At 65.6% G+C, this 16,906-nt stretch carries 13 protein-coding genes; 4 read left to right on the top strand and 9 right to left on the bottom strand.

From position 1 onward, the window contains the following. The first annotated feature begins 70 nt into the window (after positions 1-70). On the top strand, positions 71-580 hold the full coding sequence (locus FFS30_RS11165; RefSeq protein WP_137913204.1) for a CinA family protein: 510 nt from the start codon (positions 71-73) through the stop codon (positions 578-580). A gap of 114 nt (positions 581-694) precedes the next feature. Beyond that, a complete protein-coding gene (recA, locus tag FFS30_RS11160) occupies positions 695-1,732 on the top strand; it encodes a recombinase RecA (protein ID WP_137913203.1) in 1,038 nt (345 codons plus the stop codon). Between the two features lie 113 nt (positions 1,733-1,845). Here recA and FFS30_RS11155 read toward each other — a convergent pair whose 3' ends face one another. From FFS30_RS11155 to typA, 8 genes are all read right to left on the bottom strand, one after another. Next, entirely contained in the window at positions 1,846-3,315 is a 1,470-nt protein-coding gene (locus tag FFS30_RS11155; protein ID WP_137913202.1) for an efflux transporter outer membrane subunit, read from the bottom strand. Next, positions 3,312-6,422: a CusA/CzcA family heavy metal efflux RND transporter gene (locus tag FFS30_RS11150; RefSeq protein WP_137913201.1), complete on the bottom strand. Its 3,111-nt coding sequence runs from the start codon at positions 6,420-6,422 to the stop codon at positions 3,312-3,314. The genes FFS30_RS11155 and FFS30_RS11150 overlap by 4 nt, the downstream gene beginning before the upstream one ends. Further along, positions 6,415-7,542 (bottom strand): efflux RND transporter periplasmic adaptor subunit, encoded by a 1,128-nt coding sequence (locus tag FFS30_RS11145; RefSeq protein ID WP_137913200.1) that lies wholly within the window; start codon positions 7,540-7,542, stop codon positions 6,415-6,417. The genes FFS30_RS11150 and FFS30_RS11145 overlap by 8 nt, the downstream gene beginning before the upstream one ends. A 239-nt stretch (positions 7,543-7,781) precedes the next feature. Continuing rightward, positions 7,782-9,539: a Na/Pi cotransporter family protein gene (locus FFS30_RS11140; RefSeq protein WP_137913199.1), complete on the bottom strand. Its 1,758-nt coding sequence runs from the start codon at positions 9,537-9,539 to the stop codon at positions 7,782-7,784. Then, entirely contained in the window at positions 9,514-10,062 is a 549-nt protein-coding gene (locus FFS30_RS11135) for a hypothetical protein (protein WP_137913198.1), read from the bottom strand. Before FFS30_RS11135 ends, FFS30_RS11140 begins: the two co-directional genes overlap by 26 nt. Before the next feature lie 292 nt (positions 10,063-10,354). Continuing rightward, positions 10,355-11,947, bottom strand: a complete 1,593-nt coding sequence (locus FFS30_RS11130) for an amidase (RefSeq protein ID WP_137913197.1) — start codon at positions 11,945-11,947, stop codon at positions 10,355-10,357. A gap of 49 nt (positions 11,948-11,996) precedes the next feature. After that, entirely contained in the window at positions 11,997-12,545 is a 549-nt protein-coding gene (locus FFS30_RS11125; RefSeq protein ID WP_137913196.1) for a GNAT family N-acetyltransferase, read from the bottom strand. After that, entirely contained in the window at positions 12,542-14,374 is a 1,833-nt protein-coding gene (typA, locus tag FFS30_RS11120) for a translational GTPase TypA (RefSeq protein WP_137913195.1), read from the bottom strand. Before typA ends, FFS30_RS11125 begins: the two co-directional genes overlap by 4 nt. A 247-nt stretch (positions 14,375-14,621) precedes the next feature. Between typA and FFS30_RS11115 the strand changes: the two genes are divergently transcribed. After that, positions 14,622-15,140: a peptidylprolyl isomerase gene (locus FFS30_RS11115; protein ID WP_137913194.1), complete on the top strand. Its 519-nt coding sequence runs from the start codon at positions 14,622-14,624 to the stop codon at positions 15,138-15,140. Between the two features lie 74 nt (positions 15,141-15,214). Here FFS30_RS11115 and FFS30_RS11110 read toward each other — a convergent pair whose 3' ends face one another. Continuing rightward, positions 15,215-15,472, bottom strand: coding sequence for a GlsB/YeaQ/YmgE family stress response membrane protein (locus tag FFS30_RS11110; RefSeq protein WP_171014566.1), 258 nt, complete (start codon positions 15,470-15,472; stop codon positions 15,215-15,217). A 229-nt stretch (positions 15,473-15,701) separates the two neighbouring features. Between FFS30_RS11110 and FFS30_RS11105 the strand changes: the two genes are divergently transcribed. Beyond that, the gene (locus FFS30_RS11105; RefSeq protein WP_137913193.1) at positions 15,702-16,901 is read left to right on the top strand and encodes a pyridoxal phosphate-dependent aminotransferase; all 1,200 of its coding nucleotides are present in this window, start codon (positions 15,702-15,704) and stop codon (positions 16,899-16,901) included. The last annotated feature ends 5 nt before the right edge of the window (positions 16,902-16,906 follow it).

Genomic DNA, 16,906 nt, shown 5'->3' with positions numbered 1-16,906 from the left:
CACGCGCTTTGCGTGCGCGCGGAATCGGTGATGAAATAGGGGCGCGAACACGCCCGAATTTCCACCGATCATGTCTTCATCATCCACTGCGGGCGACCGCGAACTCAACGAACTTGCGCAGACGATCGCGTCGATCTTCGTCCAGCGCGGCGCGACACTGGCCACGGCTGAGTCGTGCACCGGCGGCTGGATCGCGAAGACGCTGACCGACATCGCGGGTTCGTCCGCCTGGTTCGAGTGCGGCGTCGTCACCTACAGCTACGAGGCGAAGGAGTCGCTGCTCGGCGTGCGCCCGGAGACGCTCGCCCAGCACGGCGCGGTTAGCCGCGAAACCGTGGTCGAAATGGTCGCCGGCGCGCTCGCACGCTTCGGCGCGACCGTGGCGGTCGCGGTCACCGGCATCGCCGGGCCGTCCGGCGGCACCGCGGACAAGCCGGTCGGCACCGTTTGGATCGGCTGGAAGCGCCGCGGCGGCTACGCCCAGGCGGAGCTGTTCCATTTCGACGGCGACCGCGAGGCGGTGCGCCGCCAGACGGTCGCTGCGGCGCTGCGCGGCGTGCAGAAAATTCTTACGAGCTGACGCGTCGATTCGCGCATGCCTCGGCGCGGGCGGGTGTGGGATAATTCACACTGTCGCAATCGGTGAGATCGTCGCACAGCACGATCCCGTTCAATCTCTTTCAAGGAACCTGCAATGGACGACAACAAGCGCAAGGCGCTCTCCGCCGCACTCGGCCAGATCGAAAAACAGTTCGGCAAGGGCGCCGTAATGCGCATGGGCGATCGCACCGTCGATGCGGTCGAAGCGATCCCGACCGGCTCGCTGATGCTCGATCTCGCCCTCGGCATCGGCGGTCTGCCGCGCGGCCGCGTGGTCGAGATCTACGGACCCGAGTCCTCGGGCAAGACCACGCTGACTCTGCAAGTCATCGCCCAGGCGCAGAAGCTCGGCGGCACCTGCGCGTTCATCGACGCGGAACACGCGCTCGATCCGATCTACGCGGACAAGCTCGGCGTCAAGGTCGAAGATCTTCTGCTGTCGCAGCCCGACACGGGCGAGCAGGCGCTCGAAATCGCCGACATGCTCGTGCGTTCGAGCGCGGTCGACGTGATTGTCGTCGACTCGGTCGCCGCGCTGACGCCGCGTGCGGAAATCGAAGGCGAAATGGGCGATCAACTGCCCGGCCTGCAGGCCCGCCTGATGTCGCAGGCGCTGCGCAAGCTGACCGCGAACATCAAGCGCTCGAACACCCTGGTCATCTTCATCAACCAACTGCGCATGAAGATCGGCGTGATGATGCCGGGCCAGAGCCCGGAAACCACGACCGGCGGCAACGCGCTCAAGTTCTATGCTTCGGTGCGCCTCGACATCCGCCGTATCGGCGCGGTGAAGAAGGGCGACGAGATCGTCGGCAACCAGACCAAGATCAAGGTGGTCAAGAACAAGCTCGCGCCGCCGTTCAAGCAGATCGTCACCGAGATCCTCTACGGCGAAGGCATCAGCCGCGAAGGCGAGCTGATCGACATGGGTTCCGAGAACAAGATCGTCGAGAAGTCCGGCGCGTGGTACAGCTACGGCGGCGAGCGCATCGGCCAAGGCAAGGACAACGCGCGCCAGTATCTCAAGGAGAATCCGAGCGCGGCCAAGGAAATCGAAGACAAGCTGCGCGCGGCGCTCGCGCCGAAGGCCAACGCGGCCGCGGCGCAGACCGAAGAGTTGGAAGAAGCCTGAGTCGAACTCTCCGCGGGCGCGGCGCGATTCCGATCTCCGCCGATCGCGAGTATCTCCCTCTGATCCAAGCCGGCCAAATTCATGGCCGGCTTTTTTTGCGCCCAAGTTCGCGGTCAGTGCGGATTGCCTGAGGCGACCGTTTCGGTGCGATTCCACCAGCCGCCGCCGAGCGCCTGGAACAAGGCGACGCTGTCGGACAGCCGCGCCGCCTGGGCCTGGACGAGCGCCATCCGCGCCTGCTGCTGTGCCTGCTCGGCGCTGAGCAGGGCGAGGTAGCTGACGTTGCCGAGAGTTTGCAGCTTCTGCGTGATCGCCAGTGTGCGCGCAGTGGCCTGATCCGCTTTTATCGCTGCGTTTTCGGCGTCCGCATCGGTGCGGATCGCATGCAGCGTGTCGGCCACGTTCTGAAACGCCGAGATCACCGTGCTGCGGTATTGCGCGGCGGCCTGGTCATAGGCGGCTTCGGCTGCGCGCTGGTTGTGCAGCAGGGTGCCGCCCTGGAAGATCGGCTGAGTGATGTTCGAGGCCAGGTTCCAGAAGATCGTGCCGTGCTTGAACAAATTGCTGAAATCCGTCGCGGCGCTGCCACCGCTGGCGGTCAACGTGATGCTCGGCAGACGCGCGGCGATGGTGACGCCGACCGCTGCGCTGGCCGAATGCAATTGCGTTTCGGCTTCGCGCACATCGGGCCGCTGTTCGACGAGCTTCGACGGCAGGCTGATCGGCAGCTCGTGCGGCAACTGGATTGTGGACAGCTCGAACTGCGCGGCGATCGTCTCGTCGGGATACTTGCCGACCAGCGCTGCGATCAAATCGCGCTGTTGCGACAACTGGGCGTCCAGCGGCGGCAAGGTCGCTTCGGCCTGGGCGAGCGCCGCTTCCTGCGCGGCCACGTCGAGCCGGGCGACCTGACCAAGTTCGAGCTGGCGATGATACGAAGCCAAGGTCTTGACCTGAGTGTCGATGATGTCGCGGGTCGCCGCGATCTGCGCACGCAGGCTCGCTTCGCCGATCGCGGCGAGCACGACGTTCGATGCGAGGCTGATGTAGGCGGCTTCGAGTTCCCATTTCTGCCCTTCGGCCTGGGCTTCGAGCGATTCGACCTGGCGCCGGTTGTTGCCGAAGATGTCCGGTGTGTACGAGATGTTCACCTGCGCCGTGTGCAGGTTGTAGTACATGCGCCCCGATGCGGCCGGGCTCGCCAATGTGCCGGCGATGCGTTGCCGCGTCGGATTGAAACCGACGCCGACCGTCGGGAAGAAGGCGCCTTTCTGCGCGAGCACGGTTTCCTGTGCCACGCGCAGGGCGGCCTTGGCCGCCTCGAGGTCGGGATTGTGCTTGAATGCTTCGTCGACCAGATCGTCGATCGCTTTCGAGCCGAACTGGGTCCACCAGCGCGCTTCGATGTCCTTGCCGAGCAGAAAGCGCTGGCTGCCGCTCAGCTCGGGCTGCGGTCCGGGCTGATACGCCTTCACCTCGGGCGGCTTGGGTCGCTTGAAATCCGGGCCGACCGCGCAGCCGGCGAGCAGGGTCGGCAGCGCGATCGCGACGGCGACGCGCAGATTGAGCCGGGAAATCCTCATGGCGTTTCTCCAGTAGCGAGACCTTCGTGGCCGCGGCGCGCGTACCAGCGCGCGAAGAACCGCTCGAAGGTCAGATAGACGGGTGGAATGATGAACAGGGTCAGCAGGGTCGCGACCGGCAGGCCGCCGGTGACCACGCTGGCGAGGCCGCGCTGCACGTCGGTGCCGACGCCGGTGGCGAGCGCGGCGGGCAGCATGCCGACCGTCGCCACGGTCGCGGTCATCAGCACCGGACGGAAACGCTCGATCGCGCCGTGGATCACCGCCTCTTCGAGCGGCACGCCCTGTTCGCGCAGGCGGTTGAAGTTGGCGACCATGATGATGCCGTTCTGCACGGCGACGCCGAACAACGCGATGAAGCCGACCGCGGTCGCGATGTTCAGCGTTTCGCCGCGCAGATGCAGCGAGACGAGGCCGCCCAGGGTCGCCGCCGGCACCACGCCGAGCAGGAGCACGGCCTGGTGCAGCTTGCCGAACATGGCGAACAGCAGGATCGCCATCAGTGCGACCACACCGCCCATGACGATGATCAGCCGCGCCTGCGCGCGCTGCTGATTCTCGAACGTGCCGGCCCATTCGAGGCGGTATTTCTTCGCGTCGAATTTCACTTTGTCGCCGATCTGCTTCGACGCGTCGGCCAGATAGTCGGACAGCGCGCGGTCGCGGTTGTCGATGCGCACCGTGACCTGGCGCTCGCTCATCTCGTGCGCGATCGTCGACTCGCCGTTCTGCAGGTGGATCTTCGCCAGCATCGACAGCGGCACGCGCGCACCGTCCGCCGAAGTCAGCGGCAGCTGGCCGATCACTTCGAGATTGTTGGCGACGCTCGGCGCGAGCCGCGCCGTGATGTTGTAGACGCGGTCCTCGACGTAGACCTGGCTGATCGGTGCGCCGCCGATCGCAGTCTGGATCAGTTGGGTGACGTCGGCGACGTTGATGCCGTAGCGCGCCGTGGCGTCGCGGTCGATGTCGACCGCAAGCTGCGGGATCGGCGGCTCCTGGAACACCGACGCGCTCGCCGTGCCGGGGATGCCCTGCAGTACGTCGACGATCTCGTTGCCGATGCGGCGCAGCTCGCGGAAGTCGCTGCCGTAGATGCGCAGGACCAGCGGCGAGTGCGCGCCGCCGATCATGTCGTTCTCGCCGTCGACGATCGGCTGGCTGATGCCGACGCTGACGCCGGGAATCTGCAGCATGCGCGCGTTGAACTTGCGCAGGAATTCGGCCTTGGTCTCGCCCCCGGGCCAGTCGTGGTACGGCTTCAGGCCGACACCCGATTCGACGTGCGACGGCGTCCACGGATCGGTGCCCGAGTCGTTGCGGCCGAGCTGGGTGACGATGTACGCGACCTCGGGGAACTCGCGCACGACGTCGCGGATTTCGCTCGTCATCTCGCTGGCCTTGTCGAGCGAGAGGCCGGAGGGCAATTGGATCTGCAGCCACAGCGTGCCTTCGTCGAGCTCGGGCAGGAACTCGCGTCCGAGGGTCAGGCCGAGCACGAGCACGCCGATCATCGCCAGGCCGCCGAGGCCGTAGGCGATCAGTGGCTGGTCGAGCAGGTGCTTGAGCGCGTCGCGATAGCGCTCCTGCAGCCAGATCAGCGGCTTGTTCTCGTAGTTGCGGTGCGGCTTGCGCAAGGCGAGGTAGGCGAGGCCGGGCACGAGCACGAGGGTGGCGAGCAGGGCGCCGAATAGCGCATAGCCGACGGTGAACGCCATCGGCCGGAACAGCCGTCCCTCGGCGTGCTCGAAACCGAACAGCGGCAGGTAGGCGGTGATGATGACCAGCGTGGCGAAGAAGATCGGGCGCATGACCTGGCGCGAGGCCGTGCTCACGTCCTCCGGCGTCAGTTCGATCTCGGGATGGGCCTCGCGCTTGCGCAGGATCGCTTCGGTGACGACGATCGCGCCGTCGACGATGACGCCGAAGTCGATCGCGCCGAGCGAGAACAGGTTCGCCGGCATGTCGGCCGCGCGCATCAGGATGAACACCGCGACGAGCGACAGCGGGATGGTCACCGCGACGACGATCGCCGCGCGCGGGCTGCCGAGGAACAGGATCAGCACGATCAACACCAGGCCGACGCCTTCCATGACAGTGTGGAAGACTTTTTCCACTGTCGCCTGGACGAGTTCGTCGCGGTCGATGTACGGCACGATCTTCACGTCGAGCGGTTCAAGGCGCTTGCGCAGTTCCTCGACCTTGCCGTGGATGCCTTCGAGCACGCGCGACGGATTCTCGTACTTGAGCAGGGTGACGATGCCCTCGACCATGTCGGGGTTGCTGTTCTTGCCGAGAATGCCTTCGCGCACCTGATGGCCGTACTTGAGCTGGCCGAGGTCGCGGATCAGCACGGGCACGCCGTTCTTCTCGGTGACGACGATCTTGGCCATGTCGTCGAGCGTGTGCACCATGCCGATGCCGCGCACGACATAGCTCTGGTCGCCGCGCGTGATGCGGCTGCCGCCCGCGTTCGCGCTGTTGCTCGACAGTGCGGTGACGACTTGGTTGACGCCGACGTTGTAGCGCATCAGGGCCTGCGGATCGAGTTCGAGCTGGAACTCCTTGGTGAAGCCGCCGAAGTTATTTACGTCGGCGACACCGGGCACCTGTTTGATCGCCGGAATCACGATCCAGCGCTGGATCTCCGACAGTTCCATCAGGTTCTTGCTCGGCGACTCCAGCGTATAGCGGTAGATCTCGCCGGCCGGGCCGGTCAGCGGATTGAGGCCCGGCGTGATGCCGGTCGGCAGGGTGATGTTGCCGAGCGCTTCGGTCACGCGCTGGCGTGAGAAGTAATCGTCGGCGCCTTCGCGGAACTGCAGCACGATCAGCGACAGGCCGAAGGTGCTGCTCGAGCGCATATGCGCCAGACCGGGCACGTTGGCGAGGCCGCGTTCGAGTGGCGTGGTGATCTGCTGCTCGATCTCCTCGGCGGCGAGGCCGGGCACCTGGGTGGTGACCTGCACGATCACGTCGGCGAGTTCGGGATACGCCTCCACGCTCATCCGCGTCCACGAGTACCAGCCGTAGATTGCGATGAGGATCGTCACGCAGATCAGCAGCGCGCGCCGGTGCAGGCAAAACTCAATGAGACGGTCAATCATTGATCAGCACTCCGCCCTGGGTGACGACGCGGTCGCCGGCGTTGAGGCCGGAGAGCACGCGCGAGGAATCGCCTTCGTCGGCGCCGAGTTCGACCTTGCGCCGCTCGAACGTCCACGGCGCGGTCTCGACGAACACCGAGGTCGAATCGTTGTTCATCAACACGGCCGACTGCGGCACGAATACCTGCGCCGCCTGCGGCAGCAGGAAGGTCGCCGTCGCGTACATGTTCGGCTTGAGCTTGCCGTCGGCATTGGCGAAGACGATGCGCGCCTTCTGCCGGCGCGTGTCCGCGCTGAGCACGTTGTCGACCGACTGCACGGTGCCGTGCAGGACGTCGTTCGGCAGCGCGGGCAGGGCGATGTCGACGCTCTGGCCCGGCTGGACCTGGCCGACCTGGTTCTCGGGCACGTTGGCGGTGACGAGCACGCTGTCGACGTTCGACAGGCTCATCATCGCGGCGTTGGGGTCGTTGACGAACTGGCCCGGCGCGACCGTGAGCATGACGACGCTCGCCGCGATCGGCGCACTGACCGTGACCGTGCGCGCGCCGCCCTTGCCGGAGGCGCCGCCGATCGCGGTCAGGCGCGAGCTGGCGCGGTCGAATTCGGCCTGGGCCTGGGTCAGCAGGCTCTGCGCGGTTTCGACGTCCTTGGTCGCCTGGCCGCCGGCCTCCTTCACCGCGCGCGCGCGTTCGTATTGTTTCTTGGCGAGGTCGATCGCGTCGCGCGCCTTGGCCACGTCGGCGTAGGCCTGGGCGGAATCGGCCGAGGCGATCGTCAGCAGGGGCTGGCCTTTGGCGACGCGGTCGCCGAGAGCGACCTTCACGTCGACGACGCGGCCGGTGGCCGGCGGCAGCACCGAGATCGTGCGCGCCGGATCGGCTTCGACCGCGGCCGGCACGCTGAGCGGATGCGGCGTGGTCTTGCTTTCGGCGCTCTTGACGATGAGCTTTTTGCGCAGCGGCGAGGCGTCGGGCACGTGCAGCTTGCCGTCCTTGTCGACGACGGCGGCCGGCGCGTCGGGCGGCGCGGATTTCTTCGAGCAGGAGACCGCGGTCACGGCGAACGCGGCGACGAGAACGGCGGGCAGGCAGAACGATTGGGCAGTTTGAATTTTCATGATTGATGATCCGAACGAACGGCATGAGAGATCGGCGCGACATCTGCTACCCCAGCAGTTGTGCACACAATGGCAAGACGGAATGTCAAAAACGGATTCGCCGACGGCCTGCGCAGCGCGCACGTGCTCCTGTCTGCCTACCTCCGCGAACGGAAGCAGGGGACATCCCCGGAAAACGCCACGTCACAAGCCCCAGAGCCTGAACTGCCCTAGTCAATCTGCGAATGTTTACCGCTGCATTACCACGGAGGCTCGCTGGGCTCGCCGCGCTCGACGGCGGCGGCCTGTTCGGTCCCGTGGACTTCATGAGTCGGGTGGTGGCGGCCGTTGCCGCCGTTTTCGGCCGGCCGGCCGATCGCATCGGTCACGAGCCGGTTCTGCAGCAGGCCCGCATGCTCGAGAATCGGGTAGGCAAGCGCGGTCAGATGCGAATGCACGCGCTTCAGATCGCGCAGGATGCGCAGGTAGACGTCGCCGCCCTCGAACCCGGGACCGCGCCGCTCGCGCGCACTGCGCACGTAGCGGTCGGCCGCGGCGGTTTCGAGATGCAGCAGCTTGTCCTTGCTCGCGACGAGCTCCTGCGCCGCGCGCACGTCGCCGTTGAGGAACACGGCAACGCCGAGGCGCAGGCTCTCGAGCACTTGGCCGTGCATCATGCGGATGTCGCGCATCTCCTCGTCGGTGAACGCGCGGCCGCGCTGGCGCTGCTTCGCCGCGAATTCGATCAAATTGTTCGCGGTGATGTCGCCGATATGCTCGATATTGAGCACGAAGGCGAGGATTTCCTGGCTGCGCGCGCCGTCGTCCTCGTTCATCGCTTCGCCGCCGAGATCGGCGAGGTACTCGCGGATCGCCGAACCGAGCCGGTCGATTGCCGAGTCCATGCGCCCGATCTGCGCGGCGCGCACCGGATCGTCCTTCTGGAAGGCGTCGATCAGGCCGCGCAGCATGTCTTCGGCGAGGTCGACCATGCGCATGGTCTCGCGCGTCGCGTTGGCGAGCGCAACGTTGGCCGAACCGAGCGCCGCCTCATCGAGATAAAGCGGCACGCCGAGATCGGTCGGGCGCGGCGGCTCGGGCAGCAGGCGCACGACGAGCTTCGACAGCGCCTCGACCGGCACGATGAAAAGCAGCGCCAGCCCAAGGTTGAACGCAGTGTGGAAGTTCACCGCCACGCGTGCGGGATCGGCCGACAGCGCGGTGAGTGCGTCGGCGATCGGGTGCAGCAGCGGCAGACAGACCAGGCAGCCGAATACGCGCACGAGCAGGTTGCCGAGCGGCAGGCGCTTGGCCACCGGCGAGCCGGCCTCGACCAGCGGCGGGATGGTGCCGCCGAGATTGGCGCCGAGCACGAGCGCGAGCGCGCCCTGAGCGTCGACTACGCCGCCGGTCGCGAGCGCGGCGATCAACAGCACGATCGCCACGCTCGAATGGCAGGCCCAGGTCAGCAGCGCGGCGATCGCGACGGCGAGAATCGGTTCGCCGGTCAGACTGTGCAGCACGGCGCGCAGGCTCGCGGCGTTCTCGACCGGCGCCATCGCGTGCACGAGCAGGGACAGGGCGAGCAGCATCAGACCGAGGCCGATGCCGACGCGGCCGACGTTCTTCCAGCGCACGTCGTCGCTGCGCCGATGGATGGCGAAGCCGATCAGGATCAGGATCGGCGCGAACGCGGCGACGTCGAACGACAACGCCTGCGCGACCAGGGTCGTGCCGACGTTGGCGCCGAGCATGACGACGAGGCCCGGAGTCAGGCCGAGAAAGCCGCTCGCCGCGAACGAGGTCGCCATCAGGCTCGTCGCCGTGCTGCTCTGGAGCAGGGCGGTGACGATGAGCCCGAACGTGAACGCGCTGAGGCGATGATTCAGATGCTTGCCGAGCCAGCGCCGCAGATCGGTGCCGTAGCCGCGCAGGACGCCCGTCGTGACCATGTGCGTGCCCCAGAGCAGCAGGGCGACGTCACCGGCGATTTCAAGCAGGACGAACGTGCCGGACATGATCGATTCCTTTCGGCTCGCGTGGGAGCTGGTCCGGCGCCGAGCGATCGTCGCTCGTGCCGACCGGCGCGGGCAGGTTGCCGCTGCGGCGGAAGTCGGTGACGCGCGTCGCCGTCGGCGTGCGCAGCGGCGGGTGGATCGGCGTCGGGCGCACCTCTTGTTTGGTGTTCGGTTGAGTGGTGTCGTGAAGTGAGCGTTCCTTCACCGCACCGTTGGCGCTGCCAACGGTCACTCCCTCTGCCGCCGTGCGGGAGAGGGGCGACGGCAGGCAGCCTTCGGTTGCCGGGATGCCAAAGGGAAAGCGGCGGATCGCTTCGGCCGGAATGGCGCTGTCGCTGGCCGGCACATCGTCGCGCAGCCAGCGGCAGGCGAGACGGCCGTCGGCACCGCGCGACCAGACGCAGCGCAGGCGCGCAGTGCGCTCGCTGCGCAGCGTGCGCGCGGCCGCTTGCGGCCGGTTCGCCGCGTCGAAACGAACGGATGGCGCGCTGATGAGCGCGCGGGTGAAGAGCAGGAGTTTCATGGCTCACCTCCAATCCCGGAACGGGGGAGGCGAGCGGAGGATCAGCTAATGGTACTTAGCGAAATCGAGCGCAAGCCCGCCGTGCGGGAGTCGTTGCAGATTTTTCCAAGGCAGCTCACAGCCGGGCGGCTAAGAACTGCGCTGGTACTCGGGTAGCTGTCCATTGATGTCCGTGGATAACTGAAAAGTGCTTCGGGCGGCCCGAAGCGGGGCGAACTGTAGGCGCCGTGCACAACGATGTCAACGAAAAATTTCTTTATATCGAAAGGCCCTTGCCGGGCCGTGCCGGAATTCAATTCGGCGTGTCGATATGCGCCGAAAATTGCGGTGGTTTGCGCGCATGTGTGGCCTGCTCGAACGCGTAGGCGTAGCCGATCAGTTGGGCTTCGCTCCATGCTCCGGCGAAGAAAGTCACGCCGACCGGCAGGCCGTGCACCGCACTCATCGGCACGGTTACTGCCGGATACCCGGCCACGGCCGCGGGCGTGGAACTGCCGCCGGTGTAGTGATCGCCGTTGACCAGATCGGTGACCCAGGCCGGGCCGCCGGTCGGTGCGATCAGCGCGTCGAGCTTGTCCTTCGCCAGCGCCGCGTCGATGCCTTCAGCACCGGCGAGGCGTTTCGATTTTGCCAATGCGTCTTTGTATACTTTTTCGTCGAGACCGCCGCGCGCCTGCGACTGCTCGAGCAACTCCTGGCCGAACCACGGCATTTCGCGGTCGGCATGGGCCTTGTTGAACTCGATCAGGTCGGCGAGGCTGCGCGTTTTCACGTTCGGCGCGAGCGCGGCGAGATAGGCGTCGAGATCGGCCTTGAATTCGTATTGCAGGACGACGGATTCGTCGTCGTCGTACTTGCCCTGGTTCGGCAGCTCGACCGGATCGACGATGACGGCGCCCGCGGCTTTGAGCGCCACAATGCTTGCATCGAACACGCGGTCGACCTCGGGGCCGACGCCGGCGAGCTTGCGCACGATGCCGATGCGCGCGCCTTTCAGGCTCTTCGCATCGAGCGCCTTGGTGTAGTCGCGGCGATGCTTGTCCGCGTCCTTTGTTGCGGCATCGCGCACATCGCTGCCGGCGAGCACGGTCAGCAGCGTGGCCGCGTCGGCGACCGTGCGCGCCATCGGGCCGGCCGTGTCCTGGCTGTGCGCGATCGGCACAATGCCCGCGCGGCTGACCAGTCCGAGCGTCGGCTTGATGCCGACCAGACCGTTCACCGACGACGGGCACACGATCGACCCGTCGGTTTCGGTGCCGACGCCGACCACGGCGAAATTCGCTGCGATCGCGGCGCCGGTGCCCGAGCTCGAACCGCAGGTGTTGCGATCGAGGGCGTAGGGATTCCTGGTCAGACCGCCGAGTCCGCTCAAGCCGCTGGTCGAATGCGTCGAACGAAAATTCGCCCATTCCGACAGATTGGTTTTGCCGAGGATCACCGCGCCGGCTGCGCGCAGCCGGGCGACGACGGTCGCGTCCTTCGCTGCAATCGAGTCAGCCAGCGCAAGCGAACCGGCGCTCGTGCTCATTTTGCCGGCGGTATCGATATTGTCCTTGATCAGCACCGGGATGCCGTGCAGCGGCCCGTACACTTTTCCACTTTTTCGCGCCGCGTCGACCTTGTCCGCGATCGCGAGCGCATCAGGATTGAGTTCGATCACCGCGTTGATCGCCGGGCCGGCTTTGTCGAGCGCGGCGATGCGATCGAGGTATTGCTGCACCAGCGTGTGCGACGTCAGTTCGCCGCGCCGCAGTTGCTGGGTCAACTGAGCTATCGAGGCTTCTTCGAGCTGAACGTGTGGAGTGCCGTTGGTTTGCCCAAAGGCTGCTGCGGCGAAAAAGCAGGATACAAGCGCACATCCGTAACGCGAACGCAGCACGTGCATGGCGACCCCCGAATTTGGACGGTGCCGCGACCGTTGCGGCCGGGCCGGACTATGTTCGCCGGGGTGCGGCGCGAATGCCAGTATCCGGCATCGGGTCGGCCAGCGCGGTTTCGCGAACGATGCGGAACCCGCGCGCGAGGTAGTTCGGCAGCGCATGCGGGTGATCGTCCGTCGCGGTGCCGAGGCGCAGTTCGCGCGCACCCGCGGCGAAGGCCGCATGCATGGCGGTCGTCAGCCAGGCGCTGCCGAGGCCAGAGCCGCGCGCGGCAGGCAGTAGGCCGAAGCCTTCGAGGCGTGCGCCGCGTTTGCCGAAAACCAGTTCGAAACAGCCGATGTCGCGGCGATCGCGGCGGCCGATGCGGAAATCGATCTCGGGGCGCGCGAGGTGCCGACGCCAGCGCGCTTCGTTCCAGCGGCTGCGTTCGGTCCAAAATCCGCGCCCGACTTCATTCCATAGCCGCGCGCAGAGCGCGGCGTCTTCTAGGCCGGCCTTGCGCTCGCGCACGAGGTCGCCGTCGTGGTCGCGCGGACGAAAATCCTGCGCCGCGCAGACCAGGAGAAACCGGCGGTGCTGCACCCGCGCACCCGCCGTGTTCACGCCGCCTGGCGCGACGCCCGCTTGCGGTCGTTCTCGGTCAGGTGCTTCTTGCGCAGGCGGATTTCCTTCGGTGTGACTTCGACCAGTTCGTCGTCCTCGATGAAGTCGAGCGCCTGCTCGAGCGAGTACTTGATTGCCGGGGTCAGCTTGATCGCGTCGTCCTTGCCCGAGGCGCGCATGTTAGTCAGCGGCTTGGTCTTGATCGCGTTGACGGTGAGGTCGTTGTCTTTGGAGTGGATGCCGACCAACTGGCCTTCGTACACCTGGTCGCCTTCGGCGGCGAACAGTTTGCCGCGCTCTTCGAGCGGCCCCAGCGCGTAGGCCGGCGTGGCGCCCGGCGCGTTGGCGATCATCACGCCATTGAGGCGCTTGGCGATCGTGCCCTGTTCCTTAGGTCCGTAATGGTCGAAGACGTGGAACAGCAGGCCCGAACCCTGGGTGAGAGTGCGGAATTCGTTTTGGAAACCGATCAAGCCGCGCGCCGGGATTTGATACTCGAGGCGCACCCGACCTTTTCCATCCGGCTCCATGTTCTTCAACTGCGCTTTGCGTGCGCCGAGTTTTTCCATCACGCCGCCCTGGTGGATTTCTTCCACGTCGACGACGAGCTGCTCGATCGGCTCCATCAACTGGCCGTCGATTTCCTTGATGATGACTTCCGGACGCGACACGGCCAGTTCATAGCCTTCGCGGCGCATGTTCTCGATCAGCACCGACAGATGCAGCTCGCCACGGCCGGAGACGAGGAATTTGTCCGCATCGGAACCTTCCTCGACGCGCAGCGCAACGTTGTGCACGCGCTCGCGGTCGAGGCGCTCGCGCAGTTGGCGGCTGGTCAGGAACTTGCCGCCGGACAGCTCCTTGTTGCCGGCGAACGGCGAGTTGTTGACCTGAAAAGTCATGCTAATGGTCGGTTCGTCCACCGTCAGCACGGGCAGTTGTTCCGGCACGTCGGGCGCGCAGATCGTGTCAGAAATGCCCAAGTCTTCGACGCCGTTGATGGCGATGATGTCGCCGGCTTCCGCCTCGGCCACTTCGCGGCGCTCCAGGCCCATGAAGCCGAGCACCTGCAGCACCCGGCCGTTGCGCTTCTTGCCTTCGCGGTCAACCACGGCGACCGGCATGTTGGTGCGCACCTTGCCGCGCTGGATGCGGCCGATGCCGATCAGGCCGACGTAGGAGTTGTAGTCGAGCTGCGAAATGCGCATCTGGAACGGGCCGTCCGGATCGACCTTCGGCGCCGAAACGTGCTTCATGATCGCCTCGTACAGCGGGGTCATGTCGCCCTCGCGCACGTCGGGGCTCAGGCCCGCGTAGCCGTGCAGCGCCGAGGCGTAGACGACCGGGAAGTCGAGCTGTTCGTTGGTCGCGCCGAGGCGGTCGAACAGATCGAAGGTCTGGTCGAGCACCCAGTCCGGACGCGCGCCGGGGCGGTCGACCTTGTTGATCACGACGATCGGCTTGAAGCCCATCTGGAACGCTTTCTGCGTGACGAAGCGCGTCTGCGGCATCGGACCGTCCATCGCGTCGACGAGCAGCAGCACCGAGTCGACCATCGACAGCACGCGCTCGACTTCGCCGCCGAAGTCGGCGTGTCCCGGGGTGTCGACGATATTGATGCGGTTGCCCTGCCAGGTGATCGCGGTGTTCTTGGCGAGAATCGTGATGCCGCGTTCTTTTTCCTGGTCGTTCGAGTCCATCACGCGCTCGGCGAGCACGGTACGTTCGCTGAACGTGCCGGACTGTTTGAGCAGGCAGTCGACGAGGGTGGTCTTGCCGTGGTCGACGTGGGCGACGATGGCGATATTGCGCAGATTTTCGATGGACATAGCGATGGGCCCGCCCTGACGGCAGGCTGTATGGGAAAGGGATGCCGCGATTATACCCGAATTTCAGCCCGATACTGCGGCGCAACAAGGCTTATCGGTTACCATTGTCTCCCTTTTGCCGGTCGCGGCGGCCCGTAAAGATCGAAGACGCCCGCTGCCGGCCCCTCTTTCAACCGACCGTCTCTTCACCGTCCTGGTCGGGGCTGAGACCCAAAGCCGCTCTCTGCGGCGCTACCACGGAGCATCAATGAGTCAAGACCTGCAAGCCCACATCAAGACCGAGCGCGGCACGATCCATATCCGCCTCACGCCCGAGCACACGCCGGTGACGGTGGCCAATTTCGTCAATCTCGCCCAGCACAAGTTCTACGACGGGCTGACCTTCCATCGCGTGATCCCCGACTTCATGATCCAGGGCGGCTGCCCGGAAGGTTCGGGGCGCGGCGGTCCGGGCTATCGCTTCGGCGACGAATTCGTCGCGCACCTGAAGCACAACAAGCCCGGCGTGCTGTCGATGGCCAACGCGGGCCCGGGCACGAACGGTTCGCAGTTCTTCATCACCCACGTGGTCACGCCGTGGCTCGACGGCAAGCACACGGTGTTCGGCGAAGTGCTGAGCGCGGACGATCAGAAGGTCGTCGACAGCATCCGCCAGGGCGACAAGATCGAATCGATCACGATCGTCGGCGATACCTCGACGCTGCTCGCCGATGCGAAAGTCGCGCCGCTGCTCGAGCAGTGGAACAAGGCGCTCGCCGCGCGCTGAGGCATTTCGCGTATCGATAAACGAAAAGGCCGCCGAAAGGCGGCCTTTTTTATTTTCCCGGTAGCCCGGTGCGCTTACATGTAGCCGAGCTGCTTGGTGACGAACAAAATGATGATCGCGCCGATGATCGACATGATGAAGCCGGCCGGATGGAACATCTGCCCGTCCGCGGGCTTCTTGAACAGGCTGCCGATCAGACCGCCGACGATCGAGCCGCCGATGCCGAGCAGCACGGTGAAAATGAAACCGAGATGCATCGCGCCGGGATAGAACCAGCGTGCGAGCAGGCCGACGATGAAGCCGATGATGATGGACCAGATGATATGCAGCATGCGATCTCCTCGAGGTGGTCGGATACAGCGTTCTGCCGGATACGCCGCGGGCAGGGCGCGGCGGAGTGTAGCAAATCGGAATGTTGGCAAATGCTTAAACCCGACGGCTTTTTCGGCGCAGGCGAAAGCGCCCAGTGGGCTGCGCGAATCCGTGTGCCGGATGGACGCTGCGCCGCAGCAAATATGCTAAGCTGCCAAGCTCCGTTTACCCATCATCGAGGAGACTGCAATGCCCTTGTTAGCCGAACGTATGAGCCGAGCCAAGCCCAGCGCCATCATGGCGGTTGCGGATAAGGCGAAAAAGCTCAAAGCGGCGGGCAAGGACATCATCAGCTTCTCGATCGGCGTGCCGAATTTCCTGCCGGGCGAGCATGTCTACGCCGCGGCGCGCGAAGCGCTCGCCCACGACAGCGGCCAGTACGGTTCCAATCGTGGCAGCGACGCGCTGCTCGACGCGTTTCTCAAGCACCTCGAAGGCAGCGGCCTGCCGGGCTACGAGCGCAAGAACCTCGTCGTCGGCGTCGGCGCCAAGCACACGCTGTACAACCTCGCCGAAGCGCTGCTCGATGCGGGCGACGAGATCGTTTTCCCGACGCCGTACTGGACCACCTACGTCGACATCGCCGACATCGTCGGTGCGAAGACGACTCTGCTGCCGTGCCCGCCCGAGCAGAACTACAAGCTCAAGCCCGAGCAGCTCGACAAGGCGCTGGCGAGCAAGCCGAAAGTGTTCCTGTTCAACAATCCTTCGAACCCGACCGGCATGGTCTACACGAAGGACGAGATCGCCGCATTGGCCGACGTGCTCGCCAAGTACCCGGACACCTGGATCATCTGCGACGACATCTACAACCGCCTCGTATTCGACGGCGTTGGTTACCACAATTTCCTCAATTTCAAGCCCGAGTTGCGCGAGCGCACGATCGTGGTCGACTCGCTGTCGAAGACCTACGGCATGCCGGGCTGGCGCGTCGGTCTGATCGCTGCGCCGGAAAAGGTCGCGCAGGCTCTGGTCACGCTCAACTCGAACCACATCACCAACTTGCCCGAAGTCGTTACCGCCGCGGCAATCGCGGCGCTGTCGGGCCCGCAGGACGTGCCGGCGCAGAAGGCGCTCGAATTCGCCGCCAAGCGCGACCGCGTGCTCGCCGTGCTCGATTCGATTCCCGGCGTGAAGTGCCCGCGTCCGCAGGGCGCGTTTTATGTTTTCCCCGACATCTCGGTCGCCTTCGGCAAGAAGCACGGCTCGACCGCGATCAACAACGACGTCGACGTCTGCAACGCCCTGCTTGAAGCCAAGGGCGTCGCCTGCGTGCCGGGTTCGGCCTTCGGCGAACCGCGCGCGCTGCGCATTTCCTATACCTGCCCCGACAAGCAGCTCGACGAGGGCATGAAGCGCATCAAGGAATTTTTCGCCGAGTTGCAGTGAGCGGT

The sequence above is a fragment of the Rudaea sp. 3F27F6 genome, assembly GCF_005503555.1.
Taxonomy (GTDB): Bacteria; Pseudomonadota; Gammaproteobacteria; order Xanthomonadales; family Rhodanobacteraceae; genus Rudaea.
This window is presented reverse-complemented; position numbering and strand designations above follow the sequence as displayed.

Excerpts from the sequence above, each read along its gene's own strand:
- FFS30_RS11145 (WP_137913200.1), bottom strand. The coding sequence starts at position 7,542 with ATGAAAATTCAAACTGCCCAATCGTTCTGCCTGCCCGCCGTTCTCGTC.
- recA (WP_137913203.1), top strand. The coding sequence starts at position 695 with ATGGACGACAACAAGCGCAAGGCGCTCTCCGCCGCACTCGGCCAGATC.
- FFS30_RS11105 (WP_137913193.1), top strand. The coding sequence starts at position 15,702 with ATGCCCTTGTTAGCCGAACGTATGAGCCGAGCCAAGCCCAGCGCCATC.
- FFS30_RS11130 (WP_137913197.1), bottom strand. The coding sequence starts at position 11,947 with ATGCACGTGCTGCGTTCGCGTTACGGATGTGCGCTTGTATCCTGCTTT.
- FFS30_RS11110 (WP_171014566.1), bottom strand. The coding sequence starts at position 15,472 with ATGCTGCATATCATCTGGTCCATCATCATCGGCTTCATCGTCGGCCTG.
- FFS30_RS11140 (WP_137913199.1), bottom strand. The coding sequence starts at position 9,539 with ATGTCCGGCACGTTCGTCCTGCTTGAAATCGCCGGTGACGTCGCCCTG.
- FFS30_RS11115 (WP_137913194.1), top strand. The coding sequence starts at position 14,622 with ATGAGTCAAGACCTGCAAGCCCACATCAAGACCGAGCGCGGCACGATC.
- typA (WP_137913195.1), bottom strand. The coding sequence starts at position 14,374 with ATGTCCATCGAAAATCTGCGCAATATCGCCATCGTCGCCCACGTCGAC.
- FFS30_RS11155 (WP_137913202.1), bottom strand. The coding sequence starts at position 3,315 with ATGAGGATTTCCCGGCTCAATCTGCGCGTCGCCGTCGCGATCGCGCTG.
- FFS30_RS11150 (WP_137913201.1), bottom strand. The coding sequence starts at position 6,422 with ATGATTGACCGTCTCATTGAGTTTTGCCTGCACCGGCGCGCGCTGCTG.
- FFS30_RS11135 (WP_137913198.1), bottom strand. The coding sequence starts at position 10,062 with ATGAAACTCCTGCTCTTCACCCGCGCGCTCATCAGCGCGCCATCCGTT.
- FFS30_RS11165 (WP_137913204.1), top strand. The coding sequence starts at position 71 with ATGTCTTCATCATCCACTGCGGGCGACCGCGAACTCAACGAACTTGCG.